Genomic DNA, 23195 nt, shown 5'->3' on the forward strand with positions numbered 1-23195 from the left:
TGCTAGCTTACGCTGTTCAAATGCCTTTAGCCCAGATGTGTCAGGATCTCATCGACTCGTTGAAGGGCAATAAAGCGTTCGTGTTCTAAATTAACCTCATGCTGTTCATGTGTCCAGGTCACGAGATAGGGAATGTGAACACCAAACCCACCGAGCTCAAGTACCGGAAGGATATCGGATTTGAGGGAATTGCCCAACATCATAAAGCGATCAGGTGTGCAATCCAGATGCTTGAGTAACTTACGATAGTCTTTTTCTTTTTTGTCGCTCATGATTTCGATATGGTGAAAATAGTCTTCCAGTCCCGAATTTTTTAATTTCCGTTCCTGATCCAACAGATCACCCTTGGTTGCAACGACCAGTCTGTAATTGCCCTTTAGCTGGGTCAGCGTTTCGGTCACACCGGGAAGCAATTCAATGGGCTTCTGCAAGAGCTCATGTCCGATCGCTATAATTTGATTAATGATCTCAAGGGGAAGCCTGTTTTCTGAGATTCGATTGGCGGTCTCAATCATACACAACATAAAGCCTTTGATTCCATAGCCGTATAGGTGCAGATTCTTCATCTCGGTAGCGAAGAGCTCCTGCGAGACGGTATGTTGTGGAAGGTAATTTTCTAAAAGCAGGCAAAATTGTCTTTCTGCTTCCTGAAAATAGGATTCATTGGCCCAGAGGGTATCGTCGGCATCAAAAGCGATGGTTGTTATCTTATTTTTCATTTGTATCATTAGTTGTTCATCAATTATTTTCAATGGTCTTCATGAGCTCGTTTACTCATTAAGTTGGTATTTTAAGGTATTCGTGAGCTCGCTGCGCTCGGTTCACGCTGCCTTCGGCGGCATAGTGTTCAAGAGTTCATCTAACCCACTCACATCGAAGAGTCGTCTTGAATAAATCATGCTGTTTTTAAATCTACTTTTGTAATTTTATGAAGCTAATTTCTCAAAAGGAAATCATTATTAAAAGGACATTTGTCCCGGATCGTTATGTTAAGAACAAATCAATCATTTTTGGATCGTACGATAACATTTTACGCTCAGCAGCAGCGTCAGGAGGATATCGTGGTCAGAAAGTATACCAAGGGGCAAAACTTATATGATCAGGGGATAGCATCTACCAAAGTCATGGTTATCAGTGAAGGGATAGTCAAGTGTTATTTTACCGAGGCTAATGACAAGGAGTATATCGTTGAATTTCTTTCGACCGGGGAAATTGTCGGGGAGATCGAAAGCATTCGTCATATTCCCAGTCTGTGTAGTATACAAGCCATGACCGATGTGACGGCCTATGCATTTTCCAAAGCGTATTTTAGGGAGCTATTGGAAAGAGATATCACATGGAGCAATATGTTGCTGGATGTGATGGCACAACGTATTGTGCATACCTCGAGCCGGGCATCTTACCAGCAGTTATACAGTCTGGAACATAGTTTACACCGTTTATTGGAAATCCAATCCCAGCAGGATATTGCGATCAAGAAAGAGGATATGGCTGCCTATCTCGGTATTTCGGTCAGAAGCCTCAATCGGGAGCTTAAGAAATTCCTAGAATAATTACCTATCCCATTTTTTAGGGCATTCGTCACATTTTTTCTATTTAACTTTTCATTTCTATTAGTATTGTATCATCAAAACCAATCGTAGATGAAATATCCATGTTGGAAAAGCACAAACAATGTGAAGAAAAACTGGATATTCCATTTGACCATTTAACAACAAAATGTGAAGCATTCATGAATACCATTAAATGCAAACATAAATGAATAATTGATTACGTTATGAAACTAAAAGATTTTCGAAAAGTAGAATTCTGGTTAGCAACGCTGCTTTTTATTATATTCAGCTATACCCTTGTATCAGATACCAATCAAAGGAATGATGGTGGTATCCATGAACAATTCGTTACCGTAGGCATAAGTTATTCCTATTTCTTTAACTTTTTTGTGCCCAAGTTCCTTTATATTTTAGCGGTCTATCTAAGTTTTTTGGCGCTGAATTTTATACTGATCCCCGCAATTATTGATAGGAAACGCGAAGCATTAAATTACTCCCTGATCGTTCTGCTGATAGCTATCGTTAGCCTTGTTCTAGGTATTGCTAAGACATACAGTCATACCTATGAGTTGTTGGCATATAAGACAATTCAACAGGGATATAATAGCCTGTTTTTTGATACTTTTAGTAAGACCACATTATTGGTCATTCTTATTTCGGTCTATACCTGCGTGAAGTATTTTATTGCCTATCTGCTCAAAAATTTGGACGGAAATACCGCTGTGCAAAGACAAATGAAAATGGATCTGGCTTTCGGAATAGGATTTTGGTTCGTAGGATTATTTTTATGGATTACATCCAGATCAAATTTTCAGCTTACGATTCTCTGGACCATGGTGGTGCTCTCTGCGGTCGGTATTGTGATTTATTCGCTTTACTACCTATTGCCTGAACTGTATAGGCAGCAAAAAAAATTTAGCAGCTATTTTTGGAACATCTTTGTTATTAGCTTGATACTGACGTTACCCTTAAGTATTTTGGCACTGTTCTTCTTTAATCGGACATCCGAAGTAATTTTTATTGTAGCGTTGTTTCATCTGCCTACACAGCTATTGGTCAGTATTCCACTTTCATGGTTTTTGTATAGAAAACGTGTTTTACAAAATTCTGAGTTGACCTCACTACGTACCGAACTGGGTAAATCAGATGCTAATCTCAACTTCTTAAAGTCACAGATCAATCCACATTTCCTGTTTAATGCATTAAATACATTATATGGTACCGCTTTGCAGGAAAAAGCCGAACGGACAGGGGAGGGAATCCAGCGACTGGGGGACATGATGCGGTTTATGCTTCATGAGAATACACAGGATAAGATTTCGCTGATCCGAGAGGTCGAATACCTGAATAATTATATCGCATTGCAAACTCTTCGGACCTCACAGTCTGCCGATATTAAGATCGAAACGTTGATTGAAGAGCAGTTTGAAAATTACCAAATTACCCCGATGTTGCTTATTCCTTTTGTTGAGAATGCGTTCAAACATGGCATTAGTTTACAGAAGCCCTCGTATATCAAAATTTCCTTACAGGTCAGGGGCAATGTGCTATTCTTTGATGTCAGTAACAGTATCAATCTCAAAAATGACAATGATCCTGAAAAGTTAAAAAGTGGTGTGGGGCTTGACAATGTACGGAAACGCCTATTGCTATTGTATAAAGACAGACATGAGCTGATCATTCGTGAAAATGCACAGGAATTTTTTGTCCATTTGACCTTACATATTGACTAGGTAAATTGTCATTATTTTCGATCTTTTGTTAACCTTTTATAAGTCTTCGTTTGACGGAGCATTTTAAAATCCAATGAAAAAGCTTTTTATTTTATCACTTATCGTCTTGTGTCACTCGACTATACAGGCTCAGTTTAAGCTGCATGGCCGAATCCAAAACTATCAATCAGGCAAAAGTCTGAATGTCAATATACCGCTTGTATTTGGTTTTCGTAGTGAAAACTCGCAAACAATATCCATTGCTGGCGATGGTTCATTTCAGTATATCTTTCCGATTTCGGAACAGAAGTCGGCAACAATTCAGTATAACAAGGTGATATTTCAAACGCTATTGCTGAATCCGGGAAAGGATTTGGAACTGGTCTTGACGGATAGCACCATTCGTTTTATTGGGGGTACAGCAAGAGCCGAGAATGAACTTATACAACAGATTAATCCGGATCCAGTACCCTTTTTTATGAAAGCTCCAGCCCTTGCTGATTTTGCTAAATTTTCCTTTTCCCAGTTACAGGAAAACTTATTGAAGCCTTATTTTTTGCATAGCAATCAGATGAACACATTGATTGAAAGTTCACGATTGTCTCCTGAACAAAAGCAGTTTATCAGAATGGAGTTTAATGCGCAGAAATACAATCAGCTCAATGATTTTGTGCGCGAGTGTGCTTTGCCAAAATCCACAGCGGATAGTTTGATACTGCATATTTTTGATGATGCTGACCTGAGTCTTCGTACCTCAGCTGGAGGACCATCCTATTATACCTTCGTGGATAACTATGTACGATATCTCGAAAGGAAGGCTTTTGCCAAAATAAAAGCGGAGAAAATACCATCCGGTAAATTGATACCTTATTTTGGAATAAGCTTGGATAGCGCCAATAGGTTGATGGATATCTATAGCAAGGATTATTGGCGGCTTATCGGTGTAGCGAACAATTTTCCGTCAAGTATCGCTGCGGAGTATGATTATCAACAATTGGTCAATCTATATCAGGATAAGGATTTGAAACATTTAGAAGCCTTGGCAACGGCTCATTTTAGCCGCTTTCCTACAGCCAGACATAATCCAGCCATTCAGGGCTATATTGCGGAATTGAAGTCAGCGTTGGTAGAAAATAAGCAAAACAAAAATATTCAGATTTTTGCGGATTACGAGCGTGTAAACTCAATTGATGAGGTGATTGCGACATTGAAAGGAAAGGTCGTGTATCTTGATGTGTGGGGAACCTGGTGCGGTCCCTGTAAGGCGGAGTTGAAATATACGCCGGAACTGAAGAAAAAATATGCGGATAAAGATATCGCTTTTGTTTATCTGGATATGGATGCAGATAATAAAGATGAGGACTGGAAAGATTTTATACGAATCAATAATTTGACAGGAATCCATTTGCGTAAAAATAGGGAACAGATGGACCCCTTTTGGAAGGAGCTGCTACGAAATGCCAAGGACAAAGCGGAATATTACCCACAATATTTTATATTTGATAAAACAGGAAAATTGGTCGTTGAAAAAGCGCTTCGGCCAAGTCATGGACAGCAGCTTTACGAGCAGCTTGACAAGATTTTAAACCAATAATTTGTATGATAGCCATAGCGATAGATGATGAGCCACTGGCGTTGGAGGTCATTAGCCATCACACGTCAAAAGTTTCCTTTATTGAATTGAGAGAAACATTCACAGATGCTTTTATGGCGATCAGTTATTTACAGCGGCAGCATGTAGATCTAATTTTTCTGGATATTAAGATGCCTGATATTTCAGGTATCGAATTTCTGAAAAGCCTGAGTACGGTTCCCATGATTATTTTTACAACGGCTTATTCCGAACATGCTTTGCAGAGCTTTGAACTTGACGCAATTGATTATCTGTTAAAGCCTTTTTCTATGGCTCGATTTTTAAAGGCTTGCAACAAAGCACATGAATTGTACCATCTGAGATCTACAAAGGCTGAGACCAACAAGGGCTATTTTTTTGTAAAAGATGGTTATGAACATGTAAAGGTCGAATTTGAAGATATACACTATATCGAAGCTTCCGGTAACTATACGCAAATACATCTATCGAATAAACTGATTAGCTCAAGGATCACCATCAGTGAGCTCAGCGAATTGCTGCCAAAGGCTGATTTTGTGCGTTGCCACAGGGCGTTTATTGTTGCAAAAGGCAAGATGACAAAGTTTGATCGCGCCCAGATCTGGATAGCTGACAGAATAATACCTATTGGTACCACCTATACAGATCTTAAATTGTATTAATACACAAAAATAAACGCAATGCAGCACTATAGCATCATGTACCTAAAACTCGTTTTACTTTTTATGTGTTTAACTAGCTATGTGACGGGACAAAATATGGAGAAATCTTTATTAGATAAAACGCTTTCCAACTATTATCCTAAGGGAAATGAACCTGGGATAGCTGTTGCGATTAGTCAGCATGGACAGATCCGTTACCAATATGCAGTCGGAATAGCGGATCTAAAAACGAAACAAAAGATCACAGAAAAGACCCATTTTCGGATGGCCTCCGTCAGTAAGCAGGTGACAGCGCAAGCTATTTGCAGTTTATTTGCTCAGGGAAAGCTAAAACCAACGGATCAATTGGGACTTTTCTTTGACGATTTGCCCTTAGCTTTGGAGGGTATTACCGTCGCTCAATTACTCCAACACCGTTCGGGAATAATGGATTATGAGGCATTGATACCAAGTGATCGAACAGCGCAGGTTTCGGATAAAGATGTGCTGGATTATATCCGGCAGACCGATACTGTTTATTTTCCATCGGGGAGTCAATTCAGGTACAGCAATACGGGCTATTGCCTGTTGGCTTTGATTGTGGAAAAGGTGGCAAAGGAGTCTTTTGCAGCATTTGTAAAAAAGCATTTGTTTTTGCCGAATGCTATACGCGATGGAATCGTCTACACTGTTGATTCGGATATCCCCAATCGGGCTTTCGGTTATCATCCCAAGGGGGATACCTTTGTTTTTGCCGATCAGAGTGTGACCAGTGCGACTCAAGGCGATGGTGGTGTGTATCTATCGGCTTTGGAGTACCATCAATGGGCCAATTATTTGCTTCATAAGCGTTTTCCCGAAGCTGTTATACAGGATTTTCTGGGAACAGAGCGCCTTCCGGTAAAAGATGGTGTTTCCTACAATTTAGGCTGGTTTATCTATCCTTTGGAGCGAAATACACTGTTCTTCCATTCGGGAGAATCAACGGGCTTCCATAATATTGTTTATTTAGATCAGCAGAAAGACCTTGTTATCACTTTATTTAGCAATCGTGATGATCTATTGATTACGGATGCATTTGATGCGCTGCTTGCTGTACTTAAACTGCCTAAGCCCATGGGGCCAAGTGCCGAAAACAAATCTGTTTTTGGCTGGCTAAATGCAGTATATGCGAATTAGCATGTCTGCTGATTGAAAATAAAATCGCCTATGTCTTTTCTAAAGACATAGGCGATTTGGCGTGTGGATTAGAATTAACCCTTAATTCCTTTTAACCAATCTCTGAATTTACCGAACTGCTCGGCCACAAATGATTCATGATCTTCACTTTCTTCATCTGCTCCGGGAAGAATATGTTCAAAATAAGATCCTTTCAGGATTTTACGCAATAGTCCTTCGCCTATGAACGGCTTATCATCATTGAGTGTCCGTGCGGCTTTCAATAAATGACGGATATCATATTGTAAGGGATTGATATCAGGTACTTGCTTGTTGAGATTCAAGAGCTCGTACACAGCTATACGTGCAGTTCTGACAGAACTTTCCATGGTAAATACCACATCGTTGTTGGTTTCGACGAACTGTCCAACGAGACCTAGATTTTTACAGCCATTTGGAACGACTCTTGGGCGATCGCCTTTAGCACGGGGCATAAACATCGATGTGATATAGGGCATAAATGTCGTGCGGACGATCGTATTTTTGATGACATCATCCAATTGATCAATGATTCCCAGATGATGACATAGTTCGGCCAAAATTTCATCTCCGGTACATTCGGGCATAGTCTTTTTAATATAATTTCCTTGTTTGTCCATAAATAGGGCATAAACCCAAAGTACAAGGACATCGTCGGGTTGACAGGGGAAGTGTGGCTGTCTGTTACAGGTAAAGCTCATCAACCAGTTGGAGTCTGTAATTGTAATAATACCGCCGGTGACTGTTTTTCCTGAATAGGGATCATTGACCGAATAGCCCTTTAATTTTTCAATCAAAGCCGAGGGTTTACAGGTCAGGGTAGCAGATTCCCAGGCTGACTTTTCAATGTTGCTGCAGAATTTTTCGGGTTTACCGAAAATAGCTGATTTAGCAGCCAAATTTTTCCAGAGTTTCCAACCGGCACTCTGTCCACTGGTACTGTTGTCGATATCGATGATCGGTGCTTTGGTATTATCGCCATAGAAGGTGTCTTCGGTCATTGAACCGGTCGTGACAATGACAAAGTCATTTGGACCAAGTGGGATACGTACTTCCTGACCATCTTGTTCGGTAATGATACCCGCAACGGTTTTTCCTTCGGTGTTGCTTTGTATGTCAAGATCTTTGACCAGTACATTAAACTGGATCTTAACACCTTTATCTTGTAACACCTTGCGTAATGGGGTGACAAAGGTATCATATTGATTGTATTTAGGAAATACAAGGGAAGAAAGGTCGTTTAATCCATCAATTGCATGAAGGAAGCGATGCATGTACAGTTTCAATTCCAATAAGCTATGCCAGTTTTCAAAGGCAAACATGGTGCGCCAAAAGGTCCAGAAATTACTGCTCAAGAAAGATTCGCTGAAATAATCTTCAATTGTCAGGTCATCCAATTCTTCTTTCTTTTTCAACAGGAGTTTGATAATTGCAAGTTGATCTTTTTTGGCCAATCCAAATTTGCTAAAATCTTTGATTTCACCAAGATTATGGATAAGTCTTGCTTTAGAATAGTTGGAATCGTTGTCGTTGATCAATCTATATTCGTCAAGTACACTGTAGGGAGCTGGCATTTCCAATGCTGGAATATCCTGAAACATATCCCATAGATTTTCATAAGTCATGTCCATTTCACGTCCACCACGGATGACATAACCATCTTTGGCATTACCGGCTCCATCCAGGGATCCACCTTCGATATGTAACTGCTCCAGGAAGGTGATATTTTCCGCAGGGACATGTCCATCACGGATGAAATAGTATGCTGCAGACATCCCCGCAATCCCGCTACCGACAATATAGATTTTGCTGTCTTTGTAGGCTTTGTTCGGTATACCTTTATTGCGTTGGTAATTTCCTATCTGATCTGAAAAAGGCATTGCCTTTTTAGGCGTGTTACGTTGTTGTTCTGTGCTTGAATCCGGTTCATGATTTACATTTCCATATTCAGCAGATGCATTTAATACTTTGTCGAATTTTGAGGTGATTTCTTTCATGATTCTTATTGTTTTTAATTCTTGAGTAAAGTTAGCTATACTCCTTAGATCATTTATGCCCTCAAATTCGCTATTGTTCTACCGAATTTCCTTTTTTTACATATTTTGTCTTTTTCGATATTCAGAAGGCGATAACATGGAGTACTTTTTGAAAAAACGGCCAAATGCAGAGATCGAATTGAAGCCTATGGCGTAGGCAATGTCGGAAATGGTCTTCTCAGGATTTCCGAGTAGGGCATACGCTTCTTTGAGCAAATTTTCGTCTATGATTTCATGTGGCGTCTTTCCAGATGCCTTCTTAACAATACTAATCAGGTATTTGTTTGAAATAAATAACCGATCGGCGTAATATTTCACATCTTTGGATTGGCTGCAGTGTTGCTGTACCAGATCTGTAAACTTAAAGTAGAGGCTATTGGCCTCCTGAATTGTTTCGACTGCATGTTGGTCCTCCACGGCCAGCACATCGGCTATTTCTAGCAGCAGGTTAAATATAATGGTGCGAATAATGTCGGGGGTAAAACGTGTCGCCCTGAGGGTCACCTCTCTTAAATATTCAAGGAGCCTTAATAATTTTCCGGCGAGTTTTTCTGCCTCGGGTATAATTGCGAATGTCGTATTGTTGAATAGTCCCAGTTTTTCTATAAAAAATGGGTTGGCAATGTTTTTAAGTAGAAACAACTTGTCAAAGAAAAGTAGTTTCATTCTGAAATCCTTGCTGACCGCTGTAAATTTAATGATGGTGGAAGGGGCTGAAACAAGTAAGCTATGTTGTGATAGTGTATATTCGTGATTATCAATTTCCACTGTAATTGTTCCGGCCGTACAAACGCAAATGGCGTAAAAATCAATACGGAAAGAATTTCTGGGGTATTCGAAAAGGGGATTGCCAGATGAGATGTAGTAAGGGCGATTGCAATCTACACCAAAGAAAGATAAAGTGTCTTGTAGGCTGTCGTGTGTATTTGGATTGATCTTGATACTAAACTTCATAGGAGGATTGTCATGTGCAATAGACCTTTTTCTTTCGGTTGGATAAAATAGGTTATGTGCGTTTTAAAATAAGCTTTTCTGTAGCAACCTCATCTTCTATACCAACAAAGTAGCTTTGAAACCCAAACTTTGTCAGTAATTGTCTGGAGGCAGCATTATCTGGGTCAATGATGCCGATCACATCCTTATTGGCGTCGATGCTTTTGGCCATGGTCAGCAGAGATTCACAGATTTTGGTACCTAGACCTTTACGCCAAAACTCCTTTTTAAGCAAATAACCGATTTCAAAGACGGTTGGATCTTTTTTATAGTTGACCAATTTGCAGTCGCCCAAAAATAATTGGCTATCGGAATCTATCACCTTAAAATAACCTAATAATGGATCTGTATTGATTTCGAGAATTGAAGCGAATTTTTTTTCTGCCTGCTCGGCGGTTAATCCCTCACCCGAAATATATTTCATGATATCATCGTCTTTGGTAAGGTCTCGAAAAAGAACGAAATCTTCGGCTGTGTATTTTTTTAATTCTAGTGTGTTGTACATGGCTCATGTGTCTTCTACACAAGATAAGGTTGTTTTTCTGTTAAATCAAAAGTTGGGCTCCAAATAATCATTTTTCTGTCTTATTTCTGGTTTTGCCAATTGGGATATCGGAATTTAACTTAAATTGTCATGGAGGAATAAATACATCGGCTCATGACAACAAAAGTTTGGAATGATGTATGGAAACTAGATCACATTTAACTATTGATACAATGAAGATAGCAGGATTATATGAAACGCATATCCAGGTACGTAATCTGGAGGAGTCTGTCAATTTTTATACGAAGGTACTTGGCCTGCGGATTGCACACCGTGATCCCAATCGGCCTATCGTCTTTTTGTGGGTCGGTACAGGTAAGGAGTATATGCTGGGACTTTGGCAGGAGGAAGCAAATTTTCAACCGCGGCATTTTGCTTTTAGAACCAGTAAAGAAGATATCTTGAATTACGCAGTAGACTATCTCAGGGAACGGGATTTGCAGCCTTACAATTTTTTGAAAGATGGTGTAGAAAAACCAATGGTATTTGCCTGGATGCCGGCACTGGCCATTTATTTTAACGATCCAGATGGAAATCAATTGGAATTTATTGCTCTATTGGAAGGTGAGGGGAGGCCAGAATTGGGGGTAATGTCCTACGAGGATTGGTTGCAGCAGGAATAAAAAAATAAGCGGCTATTTTATTAGCCGCTTATTTTTTATGAAACGAGGTTGACAGGCCAGCCTTGAATGGATCGAGCTGCGCTGTTAACCCTTTGATAGTCTAGTAATGGCTTCATCCCGGGTAGCAACAAAGTTGATCTTACGGCCTTTGTTACTTTCGTAGATAAAATCATTCAAACTTTTGCTATTATAAATAGAAAAGTCACCAACAATAGCAACGTCAAAATCATACTGCGTATATTTTTGAAGAATATCCCCCGCCAACTTAGTTTTGAGTTCAAAAAAATCAGCCGAAATATTTTCTTGGTATAAGATTGCTTTGTATGCTTCCTGTGCGCCACAGTCTACCATGATCTGTAAACCATCATCGAGATTGTTGATGAGGATATCAGTGTCTTTTACTTCAGCGATATTTTTTTTGTTTACTTGGATAACGTCGATTTGCATAGTCGTAATATATTGAGTAGTAATGATTGTCTTTAAGCCGTAAAGATTGCTCTATCCTGCAAAATCTTTCAGCATATTAATAGATGGGCAGAAATATAATGTGCCGCTCTGAGCTGTACTAAAGTCCAGAATACGGTCATAATTACCTTCAGGATCACCTATAAACATTCGCTTTAGCATTTGTGTCACGGTACTAAATCTACTGGCATAAGCAATAAAATAAGTGCCCATTTGATTATTGGCGATATTACCAAAAGGCATATTGTCCCTGACGATTTTGAGGTCATCGCCTACATTGGCTAAGGCCGAATGCGAATTTGTAGGTTTTACATCATCCGCCATTTCAATATCATTGGTTTTACTTCGCCCAATAACTTTTTCTTGTTCGGATACCGGTAAGGCCCGCCAGCTGTTCATGTCGTGAATGTATTTTTGAACAAAAAGATAGCTGCCACCTTTATAGGCTTGATCTTCATCTCCAATAATACCAAAGAAAGCACGGTCTTCACCTGTCGGGTTTTCGGTGCCGTCGACAAAACCTAGAATGCTTCTTCCGTCCCAATAACGAAAGCCGTGGATTTCTTCCTTGCAGTCAGCAACTGCTGCCAGGACATCGGAAATTTCGGCTGCCATGTCGATACAATAGCTTTGCTCTTCAGCGCGAATATGAAAATGGAGATCACCTGGGGTAGCAACAGCGACATGTTTTTGACCTACGATGGGCTCAAAAGGAATTAATTCTTTTGGTAATGGCTCCTGTAATGCTAATTTTTTCCAGGCATGATAACTGATCCCCATGACGACACTCGCTTTTATACCAGTCGAACGTACCTGAGCTGAATTATTCAGATTGACGACCAGGGCACAGATCCGTTCAAACACTGGTTTCAGCTCTTTATTTTCCTGAAAATTCCATACCATGAAAACGGTATTGTTGCTGGGCGAATCGATAACATTCTGCGCTTGATTGTTCATAAAATATTGTATTGATTGGACATTGACAATAATACTAAGCTACAAATAAAATTGTAATCTATGCTTTTCCCCTTACGTCGTTCATTTTTAAGGTCATTGATAGGGCTTCTGTTTCGATCCAGTTACTGTAATCTTCAATGGCTTTTAAACGCAGTTCATCTGTAATATATCCTTCTATTACCATTTGTTGTGACTGGGCAACTTTGATCCAGATTCCAAGATTGGTCTGAAAATGATCGTCGCCCTTGGTGTAGGTCAGATCGGCGTTGATTGTCTCAATGGTTGTAAATCCCTGTTGTTGGAGTAAAGTGGCGATTTCATCTGCGACACGGTTGTTCATACCCGCATCAGCACGCCATTTCAGAAATGTATGATAAAACTCCTGCATACTGGTCGGTGGTGCTGGATTCCATTCAATTGCTGTATGGTTATAATCCAGGATCGAAAGCTGTCCTCCGGGTTTCAGCCAGGATTTGAACCGTTGTAAGGCTGCAGGAATATCACTTAGCCATTGCACTGTTCTTGCAGTCATAATCAGATCAAACTGATGTGGAGGCTCATAACTGAAAATATTATCACAGACCAGACTAAGATTGGAGGTGCCACCGTACTGCTGATTCCCTATATCAATAAAAGATTGAGTGTTGTCCAAACCGATCACTGTTCCGTCCGCGATAAGTGATGCGGCTTCATTTGTCAGTGTTCCAGTGCCACAACCTACATCGAGGATCGCTAAACCAGGCTTTAACAGTGGAAGAATAGTCCGATAGTCATTTGCTAATGTTCGTCTTTCAAATATTTTATTTGCCTGTTGGTCTTTTCTGTCAATAAATTTCTCTTTCATTTGATTGGTTTAGTGTACCGTAAATATAATTTGCTTTGACGATAAAACAAACTTCTTTTTGATTGAATGGCTATGTACTTCCAAAGCCTCCGCTGACAAGGATCATCTGAATCCGGTTTGCCCTGTATAGCTGGATACTTTTGTTTAATCGTTCCTGTAGTCTCTCCGAGGGACTACCGTCGGGGTTGATTTTATTACCGAGAACAATACCGATAGCCGCTTTGGTCTTTTTGTCACGCAGCCCATCGATACAAATCAATATACTTTGGATCAGAAATACGATAAGCCCAAGTTTCATCCCTGATGTAATGATCTTCAATATGTCCTTTAGCAATTGATTTTTTAGTTAAATGATTCACTGTCGTTGTAGCGATCTATTTTGAAAATAGCAAAAAATAAGGTTAAAAACTAAAAGACGTAGGTTACAGCAAAAAAAGATCTGGGGGTACTCCAGAAAATAAGATCTTTCAGCGGATGAGATGTTAAAGAGTTTGAGGAGATTGCTTTATAATGGTGTTTTTTTATTTATAATTTTATATAAACAATATCATTAAGTATTTGTTAATATTTCAAACAACTATTTTATGAAGTATCTTTTTTCAATTATCTTAATTGTAGTCCTCCTGTATGGAGAGACGAATGCCTGCACCAGGGTGGTCTACAAGGGGCCCGGTCAAACGGTTATTACAGCACGTAGCATGGACTGGAAGGATGACATTGCTGCGAATATTTGGGTATTTCCGCGTGGTGTGCAAAGAAGTGGTGAAGTGGGGCCGCAATCGCTGACCTGGACATCACAATATGGTAGTGTGATTGCTAGTGCATGGGATATTGCGACCGTGGATGGACTGAATGAAAAGGGACTGGTCGCCAATGTCCTTTGGCTGGTCGAGTCTACTTATCCTAAATTTGATCCCACCGGAACAAAAAAGGGGCTAGCGATCTCTGCTTGGGCACAATATGTACTTGACAATTTTGCGACGGTGGCTGAGGCGGTGAAGGTGTTGCAGGACGAGCCTTTTGTAATTGTGAGTGACTATATTCCGGGAACCGAAAAGTTTACGACCGTACATCTATCCCTTTCGGATGCAACGGGTGACAATGCCATCTTTGAATATATCAATGGAAAATTGGTTATTCACCATAATGCAGCATATACGGTGATGACAAATTCACCCGTATTTGAGGAACAGCTGGCTTTAAACAGATACTGGCAGGGAATCCCGGGGACAATTATGCTTCCGGGTACCAATCGGGCTGCAGATCGTTTTGTGCGTGCTTCGTATTATATCAATGCCATCCCGCAAACGGAGGATACACGAACTGCTGTCGCGAGTGTATTTAGTGTCATTCGTAATTGCTCTGTCCCATTTGGTATCAGCTCGGAAACTGAACCTAATATTTCCTCTACCCGATGGCGGTCAGTCGCAGATCAAAAGAATAAAGTTTATTATTTTGAGAATGTGTTGACTCCGGGAACTTTATGGGTGGATCTTACTAAATTTGATTTGAAAAAAGGCTCCCCTGTTATGAAATTAGATTTAAAACAGGGCATAGCAATTAATGGCATCTCAAATGGACTATTTAAATCTGCCAACGCCTTTAAATTTATGGGTATATAGTCGTGTGAAAATAATAAAAGCCAATAGGGTGTCTGATATTTTTGGACACCCTATTGGCTTTTAATTTATTCGTATTCCCGAGCATCTCTTTTCAACGATCAATGCGCATGGGCTTCGTTTTTATTCTTAGGACAGCTTTCTTGTTTTTATTTAACGGTGGTGCCATCCGCGATTTCTTCATCGGCTTTACTCACAAGCCGCATGGTCGGATTAAGATTGCCAAAGATTTCTACCTGTCCGTCAATGCTACGTCCTTTTTGTACCGGAACACGACTTGTTTTGTTGTCCACAACGGCGATGACAAAACTTCCTTCACCTGAGGTAAAGACTGCGGCTTTGGGAACAACAAAGGTGCTATCCTGAGAAGTCAGGGGCAGCTCGACCTCAGCAACCATACCCGGGAGGAGTTTGTTGTTGGTATTTGTAATGTCGATTTCAACTCGTTCAGATCTGAATCTGCTATCCAGCGCGCCTGACTTGCGTGCGATCTTACCTGAAAACTGTTGGCCCGGCAAGGACTTTACGGTAAACTGCAGCGGTTGATCTGCTGCCAGGAAGCCGGCATATTGTTCGGGTACGGCAACAGCCAAACGGAGCTTGCTCTGTTGCTGGATGGTCATGATGGGCATCTCCGAACCCCTGCCCGCTGGTCCGACATACGCACCCTGATTGACATTACGTGTAGCGATAACACCATCAAATGGGGCACGTATTTCGAGGTAGTTCAATAGGTTCTGTACCTCCGCATAGGCAGATTTTGCCGCCTGAAATTGGGCGAAATCAGCATTCTTTTTCGCTTCGGCGACCTCAAGATCCAGTCGGGCTACAGTACCTTCGACTTTACTGGTTTCGAACAGTCTATCGTAGGTACTTTTGGTGGCCATGTAAATCGCTTCCTGCGACTTTAACCTTGATTTTGCGGCTGACAATTGTGAACTCAATTCTGGAGCCTCGAGTACAGCTAACAGCTGTCCGGTCTGAACCCGACTGCCAATGTCAACTTTTAATGCTCGTACATAGCTGCTCACTTTGGCATAAATTTCTACCTGCTGAAATCCACTGATCTCGCCCGGTATCTGCATCTTGTTTGTTAGTTTCTGTTTGGACGGTGCAAATGTTTCCATTGCTGGACTTGCCGTTACAACTGCTACTTTTTTGCTGTTTTCCTCGGCAGCGGACTGACATCCGGTTAAGTAGGCGAGCAGGCCAACTGCGGATAATATTTTTAGGAGATTGTGTTTCATGATAAAGGTTTTAATGCTGCGATATAATGTTTACTTTCTTCGTCTTCGGGATCTAAGGAGATCGATTGGGTGCTGCTTTTCTCTTGTGCCCAAGCAAATATTAAAGGTAAAATCACCAGTACGGCAAAGGTGGAGAAGAGTAAGCCTCCGATAACGGCACGTCCCAATGGGGATACCTGTTCACCGCCTTCACCATGACCGATAGCCATTGGCAACATCCCGACAATCATGGCCAAACTGGTCATAATAATAGGACGTAGACGCAGTGAGGCTGCTTCGCGTGCTGCTGCCAATGCATTTTGATTGTGCTTGCGGATATGCTCCGCATTGGTGATCAATAGCACCGCATTGGCGATGGATACACCCACAGACATAATAATACCCATATAGGATTGCATGTTGAGTGTTGAACCGGTCATTAAGAGCATCAGTAAGGATCCAAGAACAACTGCTGGCACGGTGGTGAGAACAACCAAGGATACTTTGAACGACTGAAAGTTGGCCGAAAGCATCAGAAATATCACAATAATTGCTACAGCCAAACCTGCCTGTAGGCTATCCATGGTTTCATTTAATACTTTTCCCAATCCGATTTGTTCCACCGAAAGACCGCGTGGAAGTTCGCCCAAAGCTTTAATACTATGTTGTACATCATTGGAGGCTGTTTTCAGATCCGTATGGTCGATATTGGCCGTGACAGAAATGTAGGGCATAGCACCTAAGTTGTCATTCTCGCCATAAGTATAAGATGGCGTAATGGTGGCAATGTCGCTCAGTATTGGTCTTGACGAATTTTTTAACAATGGTATTTCTCCAATCTCTTTCTCGTCTTTCATTTTATCAATCGGAACCTGTACTTGTACATTGTAGGATAGCCCCGCTTTTTCATCAATCCAGGTATTTTTCTCTGTATAACGGGAGGACGATGTTGCTGCGATCAATGATCGGGTCACTTCTGCAAGGTCAATACCGAGCTGAGCGGCACGCACCCGGTCAATATTGATGTCATAGGACGGGTATTTGATGGATTGTGCCAGCTGTACATCCCTGAAATAGGGGATAGCTTTCAGTTCTTCGATTAATTTACCTGCATATTTCTCATTATTTTTTTTGTTCTTACTGGCAATTCGCACCTCGATCGGTGTTGGTGAACCTTGGCTCAGGACTTTATCGGTGAGTTCGATGGGTTCAAAGGAAACTTGCACATCTGGAAGAGCGGCCTTGAGTCGCTTTCTGTATTCATCGCGGAAGCTGTCCATATCGTTCTCGTAATCTTTAAGAGCGATTTGAAAAACTGCCTCATGAGGCCCAGCCATAAATAGGTAGATCGGCGATACAGAGAACTGCCCTGGGTGCTGGCCAATGTACACGGAGGAGATCCCTATATGTTCTTTTCCAACGAGTTTTTCAAGTTCGGCCAATGCGCGTTTGGCTTTCTCTTCGGTACGTTCGATACGGGTTCCTTCAACCGCACGCAGACGCATCTGAAATTGGCTCGAATTGACCTTTGGAAATACGTCCTGTCCAATCGTATTGAGTAAAACGAGCACCAGGCTTATGGCACCAACCAGGTAGACGACGGTGATAATTTTCTTCTGTTTGAACAGTCTGTCGATCATTTTCATAAACCGATTTCTGAAACGTTCAAACAGGCTGATCTTGCCATCGTTGTTAAAATCTTCCCGTTCGACAAGGAGTTTCTTCTGATTCAAGGTATCTTGTTCGGATTCAACGGATAGACCTGTTTCGGCAAATTTTATTTCATCTGCATTCAGTCCTTTTGGATTTATTTTATGTGGACCGGTCTTGTGGTGATCTTTCATCAACCAGTTGGCCATGATCGGTACAAAAGTCTGTGACAGCAGGAAGGAGATGATCATGGAGAATCCAATGGACAGGGCTAAGGGTAAGAATAGGGATCCCGGAATACCTGTCATTGTAAATGCAGGCGCAAATACGGCAAGGATACACAATAAAATCAACAGCTTTGGCAGGGCAATTTCCTTACAGGCATCCCAGATTGCCAATGCTTTGGGTTTGCCCATATCCAGATGCTGGTGTATATTCTCTATCGTAACCGTACTCTCGTCAACGAGGATGCCGATTGCCAGTGCCAACCCACTCAGTGACATTAGATTGATCGTCTGTCCAAATAGTTTCAGGAAGAGTACGCCCGAAATAACAGAGATTGGGATTGTTAGGATAACAATTAAAGCTGCTCTACGGTCGCCCAAAAATAATAAGACCATCAGACCAGTGAGTATTGCTCCGATAGCGCCTTCGGTAATCAAACTTTTGACGGAGTTGATGACATAGACGGATTGGTCAAACTCATAGGATAATTTGACATCCTCGGGCAGGGTATTCTGTATTTTTGGAAGTGCGGCCTTCAGATTTTGTACGACCTCCCAAGTGGAGGCATCCCCGGCTTTGGCAATGCTGACGTAGACCGATCGTTTGCCATTGACCAGTGCATAACCTGCTGTGACATCGGCACCATCTTTTACAGTAGCTATATCACCCAGATAGAGATTTTGTACACTGCCTTTAAAAAGCGGAATTTTCTCAAAATCCTTCACATCACGAATGGTGTTATTGGTGGGTGTAATGTAGTTTTTATCTTTTATACGGACATTTCCGGCAGGTGCGGTCTGGTTGTTGAGTTTTAATGCTTCGACGACCTGATCAGGGGTCATATTGTGACTGCGCATCAGATCGGGGTCAACATTGACTTCGATTGTACGTGGACTACCTCCAAAAGGTGGTGGGGAAAGTAATCCCGGTATGGAGGTAAAAGAAGCCCGTACATAGACATTGGCTAGATCCTGGAGTTCGTTGTTAGAACGTTTATCACTGCTGAGTACCAGCTGCCCTACAGGGAGTGAAGATGCGTCAAACCGGATAATAAAGGGTGGTTGTGATCCTGGGGGAAAGGACGCCTGGATCCGGTTGGCCAATGCACTCAATTCGGCTGCAGCCTGAGCCATATTGGTGTCTTCGTAGTAGGAGATCTTCATTAAGGTCAGCCCCTGGATATTTTTGGTCTCAATGGATTTGACTCCGTTGGCAAAAAGCAGGATATTGACGTAGTTTTTAGCAAAATAGGACTCCATCTGATCTGGAGAATAACCTCCAAAGGGGTGCGCAATATAAATAACAGGAAGGTTCATTTTGGGCAAAATGTCTACCTTGATCGTGCGTACTGCGCCTATTCCGAATACAATAAGGCCCATGACCAACACAAGGATGGAGATCGGCTTACGTAAGGCAAAACGTATTAAATTCATGCGGTGTTATTTATAGTTCTTTGTTGAAAATGTCGAAATCTCCAGCTGCTGCTGCTTTCAGCAAAAGTGATTGCCACAGGTTGATATGGACGATTTCGCGATCTGTTTCGGCTCGATTAAGTGTATATAGGGTTTGGGTGACATCCACAAGTGTCGCCAGACCGTTTTTGTACATAGCCATCTTTTGATTGTAGGCCTGTTGGGCCGCTGATACTTGTCGAGGGGCTTCGATATCGCTCTGTTGTGCTAATCTGATCTTAACGTCGGCGGCATCCAGCTGTGCAACAAATTGTGCTGCGGTGGTTTGATATTCCTCCCGTAAAGCATTGTTGGTATGCCGTTGTGCGCTGATTTTTTTGTTGATTCGGGCGATCGTGGTTAAATTCCAATTGATTCCCAAGCCCAAAAGATAGTTTTGTCGGTTGGGGCGGATACCATCCCAGTAGTTTCTTGTAAATGCATGGAGGTCTGTCGTGTAATCGCTTTTGAAGCCAGAACCTCTTGCCTGGAAAACACCGAAGGCCGATAAGGTGGGCAGGTATTCCTTGTTTGACAGTCGCAGTTGTTGTTCGCCAACTTCAATCCGGCTTTTGTAATATTGAAGCACGGGGTTGTTGTCCACCAACGTCGGGTCGGTGGTCAGTAGCTGGGTAGGTGTTTTTGTTACCAGCGCAGTGTCAATTTGAAGATCTGTTGCGTTGATCCCCATCAGTACCGTTAATTTGTTGTTTTGCTCCTTCACATTCTCTCCGGCCTGATTCAAACTGATCTTCGCGCGGGATACTTCTGCCGAAGCCAGGGTTGAATCGACACCGGGCAAAATCCCATTCTTGGCTTTGGTAGCCGCGATGTTAAAGAATACGAGCGCGCGGTCAAGGTTTTTCTGTTGATTTTTTTGAAGACGTTGGCTCGCCAGAAGATTTAGATAGGCTGCGGCAATCTTGATCTTATGCTGGAATTGTTCTTGTTGAAGATCAATTTCCAAGCGTCTGCTGTCCGCCTTACTCAATTCGATGCGCTCTTTTCTGCGGCCAAAGGTGTAGATATCCCAATTGATGTTGGCAAGATAAAGCGCTCCAAAAGCGGAATTCCAATTTTGCTCCGGAAGTGCCGCACCCGAAGAAGCAACACCGAGTCCACCAAATCCATACAATGGGCCATTCTGTCCATTGATGGTTCCATAATCTTGTTGCGCTGCAACGGTCAAATTAGGCCAGAAGTCGCGTTTTACCTGTTCGTTGGTCTGTAGTGCTGACTGGACATAATACGCCTTTGCCTTAATAATTCCATAATTTGCAAGACCTTGGTCTACGGCATCACGGATGGTAAGCTTTTGTGCAAATGAGGTTGAGGTCGCAAGTGATACAGCCAATGACAACACTAAATTCAATTTCAGCATAGGTTATATATCATTTTATGGAAACGAAGATAGGACTGAACCTTGTTGTATAGTCCGTTTAAAATGATCTATGGCGTTTAAAAGTGACCAATGTAATTCGTCATTTATTTTTCGGTGGTTATAAACTTAATACTTTTACTTTGTAACAGATTTTAAACAAAATAAGGGAGTATGAGAAAGGTTCTGGAAAATAAGATCATACAGGAAACCATGTTGTTGGTTTTCTCGTTTATCCTCTTTACGCTGAATGACTGGATTCTGATTTTGAGCTGGAAAGGCTTCTTGATGGGGGTGATCTATTTTTTGATCTTATATATCCATGCGCAGGTGAACCGTTTTTTTCTGCTGCCTCTTTTGCTTAAAAAGAATAAAGCCACATTGTATGCGCTATCGTCGATCGCAATATTGTTGGTGTTTGCTTTGGTGCTAAAAGAAATAACGGAAAACTTTATTTACAAGAACTGTTTTTTGTATAAAAGCCTCGCTCAGAAAACATTCCATTATCAGGTCGGCGTATTATTGGGCTCGTTGATCTGTATTTTGGGAAGTATCCAATTTATTGAATTCTATCGTTTTCAACGATTGAAAACGCGACGGGAACTGCTCTCCAATCAGACACAATTGTCTAATTTGAAAAAACAGCTGAATCCCCATTTTTTGTTCAATACCTTAAATACCATTTATGGTATCAGCCTTAAATTCCCGGAACGTACCTCTGAATTGATTATCAAAGTGTCACAACTGCTGCGTTATCAGATGGAAAGTAGCGACAAGGAATTTGTTTCAATGGATGATGAGATTGATTTTATTTCGAGTTATATCGAATTGGAACGTGAACGGTTGGGCTATCGAACCAAGATTGACTTTGATTATCAGCGGGAAGAGGGTGTTAAGTACCAGATCGCGCCGATGCTATTGATCACATTTGTAGAGAATGCCTTTAAACATGGTACCTGTAGTATAGAAGATTGTTACGTATCAATTTCGATCAGGATTGAAAAAGGGAACTTATATTTGCATGTACGAAATTCAGTTCCCGTGAAAAAACGGAATGTATTTTCGGCAAAAATAGGTTTGGAAAATACGATAGCGCGATTAAAATTGCTCTATCCCAACCGCTATCAGTTAAATACAAATGCAAGTAAAGAGGAGTTTGAGGTGTCTTTAGTTATAAATCTTTAGCCATGGAGAAAAATCGCTGTATTGTGGTTGACGATGAACCAGCTGCACATTATGTATTGGTAAATTATATTGAAAGAAGCGCTGATCTGGAATTGGTCGCTCAGTGCTACAATGCCTTCGAAGCACTGGAATATCTACGCAATAATCGGGTTGACCTGATCTTTCTGGATATTGACATGCCCGAAATTACCGGAATGGAATTCTTGAAAATGTTGGACAATCCACCCAAAACGATCTTGACAACAGCCTATTCGGAGTACGCATTGGAAAGCTATGACTATGGGGTGGTGGACTATTTGTTGAAACCAATATCTTTTCCTCGTTTTATTAAAGCTGTACAGCGCTTTCTATCTTTTAACCAGAGTATAATACCACAGGAGGAGGAGCCAAAAACAATAAGTATCCGTATGGATGGACGATTGATTGAGGTGAAGCTTTCTCAGATCGATTTTATCCAGAGTTTTGGTAATTACGTAAAAATCGTGACACCGGCACAGACTTATCTTACTGCTAGTACCACCCAACAGATCTTAACGCAGGTACCTGCGTCCAAATTTGTCCGCATCCATAAATCGTATATTGCCTCTATCAACAAGGTCAGCAAGTATGAACATGGTATGGTGCAGATCAATAATATGAGTCTGCCCGTTGGGATTACTTTCAGAAGAGAATTACAAGAACGCTTAGGGAACAGGTAAAATCACCCTTCAGCACTTACATGAGGTTGATGGAGCACCGGAAAATTTACTGAATTTGCAATAAAACAATATTCATTGGCTTTTTTGTGGAGCGCTATTGCTTTGGCGATCATTTCAGGTCGCTGTACACGGATTGAGGGGCTAAGTATGACCTCTTTAAAAAAGCCCTTGCCACTTTCTTCCTCCATCATTGTTCCTGTGGCATGATCAATATATGATTCCACGATAATATTGTTGACCGAACAGAAATGAAGATACCATAGCATGTGGCAGGAGGATAAGGACGCAAGTAAGAGATCTTCGGGATTGTGCTTGTTGGGATCTCCACGAAATGCCGGATCAGAAGAGCCCTGGATAATCACTTTGTCCTTTATGCTGATCTGGTGGCTTCGTTCATAGTTTTTATAATGATCTGTACCACTCCCTAAATTGCCCGTCCATTCAACCGTCGCGTTATATTGATGTTCTTTCATCGACAAATGATGTTTTTATTGCTTATTCCTTGTGAAGTTATAAAATATCAGCGGCATTTTATGTCATAAATTCCAATTGTCTATGGAGAGGTATCGGATCTGCCAATTCGTTT

At 41.3% G+C, this 23195-nt stretch carries 21 protein-coding genes; 9 read left to right on the plus strand and 12 right to left on the minus strand.

The features are described 5' to 3' along the window. Positions 1–26 precede the first annotated feature (26 nt). Positions 27–719, minus strand: coding sequence for an HAD family hydrolase (locus tag LC454_RS16255; protein WP_223583527.1), 693 nt, complete (start codon positions 717–719; stop codon positions 27–29). Between the two features lie 267 nt (positions 720–986). Here LC454_RS16255 and LC454_RS16260 point away from each other — a divergent pair, with 267 nt between their 5' ends. From LC454_RS16260 to LC454_RS16280, 5 genes are all read left to right on the plus strand, one after another. Beyond that, complete coding sequence (locus LC454_RS16260) at positions 987–1553, plus strand: Crp/Fnr family transcriptional regulator (RefSeq protein ID WP_223583528.1); 567 nt, start codon at positions 987–989, stop codon at positions 1551–1553. Positions 1554–1777: 224 nt separating this feature from the next. Continuing rightward, a complete protein-coding gene (locus LC454_RS16265; RefSeq protein WP_223583529.1) occupies positions 1778–3286 on the plus strand; it encodes a sensor histidine kinase in 1509 nt (502 codons plus the stop codon). A gap of 73 nt (positions 3287–3359) precedes the next feature. After that, a complete protein-coding gene (locus LC454_RS16270; protein WP_223583530.1) occupies positions 3360–4859 on the plus strand; it encodes a TlpA family protein disulfide reductase in 1500 nt (499 codons plus the stop codon). Positions 4860–4864: 5 nt separating this feature from the next. After that, positions 4865–5539, plus strand: coding sequence for a LytR/AlgR family response regulator transcription factor (locus LC454_RS16275; RefSeq protein ID WP_223583531.1), 675 nt, complete (start codon positions 4865–4867; stop codon positions 5537–5539). Between the two features lie 96 nt (positions 5540–5635). Next, on the plus strand, positions 5636–6697 hold the full coding sequence (locus LC454_RS16280; RefSeq protein WP_223583532.1) for a serine hydrolase domain-containing protein: 1062 nt from the start codon (positions 5636–5638) through the stop codon (positions 6695–6697). 74 nt (positions 6698–6771) lie between these two features. Here the strand turns inward: LC454_RS16280 and LC454_RS16285 are convergent, their stop codons facing one another. From LC454_RS16285 to LC454_RS16295, 3 genes are all read right to left on the minus strand, one after another. After that, on the minus strand, positions 6772–8712 hold the full coding sequence (locus tag LC454_RS16285; protein WP_223583533.1) for an oleate hydratase: 1941 nt from the start codon (positions 8710–8712) through the stop codon (positions 6772–6774). 96 nt (positions 8713–8808) lie between these two features. Further along, positions 8809–9705, minus strand: a complete 897-nt coding sequence (locus LC454_RS16290; RefSeq protein WP_223583534.1) for a helix-turn-helix domain-containing protein — start codon at positions 9703–9705, stop codon at positions 8809–8811. 52 nt (positions 9706–9757) lie between these two features. Next, positions 9758–10249 carry a GNAT family N-acetyltransferase gene (locus LC454_RS16295; RefSeq protein ID WP_223583535.1) on the minus strand — a complete coding sequence of 164 codons (492 nt, stop codon included), beginning with the start codon at positions 10247–10249 and terminating at the stop codon, positions 9758–9760. Positions 10250–10461: 212 nt separating this feature from the next. On the opposite strand from LC454_RS16295, the gene LC454_RS16300 reads away from it, so the two are divergent. Further along, entirely contained in the window at positions 10462–10911 is a 450-nt protein-coding gene (locus LC454_RS16300) for a VOC family protein (protein ID WP_223583536.1), read from the plus strand. Between the two features lie 84 nt (positions 10912–10995). On the opposite strand, the gene LC454_RS16305 is transcribed toward LC454_RS16300, so the two are convergent. The 4 genes from LC454_RS16305 to LC454_RS16320 all read right to left on the minus strand — a co-directional run bounded on the left by LC454_RS16305 (position 10996) and on the right by LC454_RS16320 (position 13511). Beyond that, positions 10996–11358: a DUF4180 domain-containing protein gene (locus tag LC454_RS16305; RefSeq protein ID WP_223583537.1), complete on the minus strand. Its 363-nt coding sequence runs from the start codon at positions 11356–11358 to the stop codon at positions 10996–10998. A gap of 51 nt (positions 11359–11409) precedes the next feature. Beyond that, on the minus strand, positions 11410–12333 hold the full coding sequence (locus tag LC454_RS16310) for a Dyp-type peroxidase (protein ID WP_223583538.1): 924 nt from the start codon (positions 12331–12333) through the stop codon (positions 11410–11412). A gap of 58 nt (positions 12334–12391) precedes the next feature. Next, entirely contained in the window at positions 12392–13177 is a 786-nt protein-coding gene (locus LC454_RS16315) for a class I SAM-dependent methyltransferase (protein ID WP_223583539.1), read from the minus strand. A gap of 70 nt (positions 13178–13247) precedes the next feature. Continuing rightward, the gene (locus LC454_RS16320) at positions 13248–13511 is read right to left on the minus strand and encodes a hypothetical protein (protein ID WP_223583540.1); all 264 of its coding nucleotides are present in this window, start codon (positions 13509–13511) and stop codon (positions 13248–13250) included. Between the two features lie 250 nt (positions 13512–13761). Here LC454_RS16320 and LC454_RS16325 point away from each other — a divergent pair, with 250 nt between their 5' ends. Next, positions 13762–14799, plus strand: coding sequence for a linear amide C-N hydrolase (locus LC454_RS16325; RefSeq protein WP_223583541.1), 1038 nt, complete (start codon positions 13762–13764; stop codon positions 14797–14799). Positions 14800–14945: 146 nt separating this feature from the next. Here the strand turns inward: LC454_RS16325 and LC454_RS16330 are convergent, their stop codons facing one another. From LC454_RS16330 to LC454_RS16340, 3 genes are read right to left on the minus strand one after another with little or no spacing between them, the layout of a single operon-like run. Continuing rightward, positions 14946–16043, minus strand: coding sequence for an efflux RND transporter periplasmic adaptor subunit (locus LC454_RS16330; protein ID WP_223583542.1), 1098 nt, complete (start codon positions 16041–16043; stop codon positions 14946–14948). Further along, the gene (locus tag LC454_RS16335) at positions 16040–19330 is read right to left on the minus strand and encodes an efflux RND transporter permease subunit (RefSeq protein ID WP_223583543.1); all 3291 of its coding nucleotides are present in this window, start codon (positions 19328–19330) and stop codon (positions 16040–16042) included. Before LC454_RS16335 ends, LC454_RS16330 begins: the two co-directional genes overlap by 4 nt. A gap of 10 nt (positions 19331–19340) precedes the next feature. Then, complete coding sequence (locus LC454_RS16340; RefSeq protein WP_223583544.1) at positions 19341–20729, minus strand: TolC family protein; 1389 nt, start codon at positions 20727–20729, stop codon at positions 19341–19343. A 171-nt stretch (positions 20730–20900) separates the two neighbouring features. On the opposite strand from LC454_RS16340, the gene LC454_RS16345 reads away from it, so the two are divergent. Together LC454_RS16345 and LC454_RS16350 are read left to right on the plus strand one after the other, a co-directional pair. After that, positions 20901–21911, plus strand: coding sequence for a sensor histidine kinase (locus LC454_RS16345; protein WP_223583545.1), 1011 nt, complete (start codon positions 20901–20903; stop codon positions 21909–21911). 2 nt (positions 21912–21913) lie between these two features. Then, on the plus strand, positions 21914–22609 hold the full coding sequence (locus tag LC454_RS16350; protein ID WP_120259004.1) for a LytR/AlgR family response regulator transcription factor: 696 nt from the start codon (positions 21914–21916) through the stop codon (positions 22607–22609). A 2-nt stretch (positions 22610–22611) separates the two neighbouring features. Here LC454_RS16350 and LC454_RS16355 read toward each other — a convergent pair whose 3' ends face one another. Next, the gene (locus LC454_RS16355; RefSeq protein WP_223583546.1) at positions 22612–23082 is read right to left on the minus strand and encodes an OsmC family protein; all 471 of its coding nucleotides are present in this window, start codon (positions 23080–23082) and stop codon (positions 22612–22614) included. Positions 23083–23195: the final 113 nt, after the last annotated feature.

The organism is Sphingobacterium sp. GVS05A, assembly GCF_019969845.1.
Classification (GTDB): domain Bacteria; phylum Bacteroidota; class Bacteroidia; order Sphingobacteriales; family Sphingobacteriaceae; genus Sphingobacterium.

Coding starts and splice junctions, on each gene's coding strand:
- LC454_RS16265 (WP_223583529.1), top strand. CDS start 1,778: ATGAAACTAAAAGATTTTCGAAAAGTAGAATTCTGGTTAGCAACGCTG.
- LC454_RS16285 (WP_223583533.1), bottom strand. CDS start 8,712: ATGAAAGAAATCACCTCAAAATTCGACAAAGTATTAAATGCATCTGCT.
- LC454_RS16305 (WP_223583537.1), bottom strand. CDS start 11,358: ATGCAAATCGACGTTATCCAAGTAAACAAAAAAAATATCGCTGAAGTA.
- LC454_RS16315 (WP_223583539.1), bottom strand. CDS start 13,177: ATGAAAGAGAAATTTATTGACAGAAAAGACCAACAGGCAAATAAAATA.
- LC454_RS16260 (WP_223583528.1), top strand. CDS start 987: ATGTTAAGAACAAATCAATCATTTTTGGATCGTACGATAACATTTTAC.
- LC454_RS16355 (WP_223583546.1), bottom strand. CDS start 23,082: ATGAAAGAACATCAATATAACGCGACGGTTGAATGGACGGGCAATTTA.
- LC454_RS16280 (WP_223583532.1), top strand. CDS start 5,636: ATGGAGAAATCTTTATTAGATAAAACGCTTTCCAACTATTATCCTAAG.
- LC454_RS16325 (WP_223583541.1), top strand. CDS start 13,762: ATGAAGTATCTTTTTTCAATTATCTTAATTGTAGTCCTCCTGTATGGA.
- LC454_RS16330 (WP_223583542.1), bottom strand. CDS start 16,043: ATGAAACACAATCTCCTAAAAATATTATCCGCAGTTGGCCTGCTCGCC.
- LC454_RS16340 (WP_223583544.1), bottom strand. CDS start 20,729: ATGCTGAAATTGAATTTAGTGTTGTCATTGGCTGTATCACTTGCGACC.
- LC454_RS16295 (WP_223583535.1), bottom strand. CDS start 10,249: ATGTACAACACACTAGAATTAAAAAAATACACAGCCGAAGATTTCGTT.
- LC454_RS16270 (WP_223583530.1), top strand. CDS start 3,360: ATGAAAAAGCTTTTTATTTTATCACTTATCGTCTTGTGTCACTCGACT.
- LC454_RS16310 (WP_223583538.1), bottom strand. CDS start 12,333: ATGAACAATCAAGCGCAGAATGTTATCGATTCGCCCAGCAACAATACC.
- LC454_RS16290 (WP_223583534.1), bottom strand. CDS start 9,705: ATGAAGTTTAGTATCAAGATCAATCCAAATACACACGACAGCCTACAA.
- LC454_RS16275 (WP_223583531.1), top strand. CDS start 4,865: ATGATAGCCATAGCGATAGATGATGAGCCACTGGCGTTGGAGGTCATT.
- LC454_RS16255 (WP_223583527.1), bottom strand. CDS start 719: ATGAAAAATAAGATAACAACCATCGCTTTTGATGCCGACGATACCCTC.
- LC454_RS16335 (WP_223583543.1), bottom strand. CDS start 19,330: ATGAATTTAATACGTTTTGCCTTACGTAAGCCGATCTCCATCCTTGTG.
- LC454_RS16350 (WP_120259004.1), top strand. CDS start 21,914: ATGGAGAAAAATCGCTGTATTGTGGTTGACGATGAACCAGCTGCACAT.
- LC454_RS16300 (WP_223583536.1), top strand. CDS start 10,462: ATGAAGATAGCAGGATTATATGAAACGCATATCCAGGTACGTAATCTG.
- LC454_RS16345 (WP_223583545.1), top strand. CDS start 20,901: ATGAGAAAGGTTCTGGAAAATAAGATCATACAGGAAACCATGTTGTTG.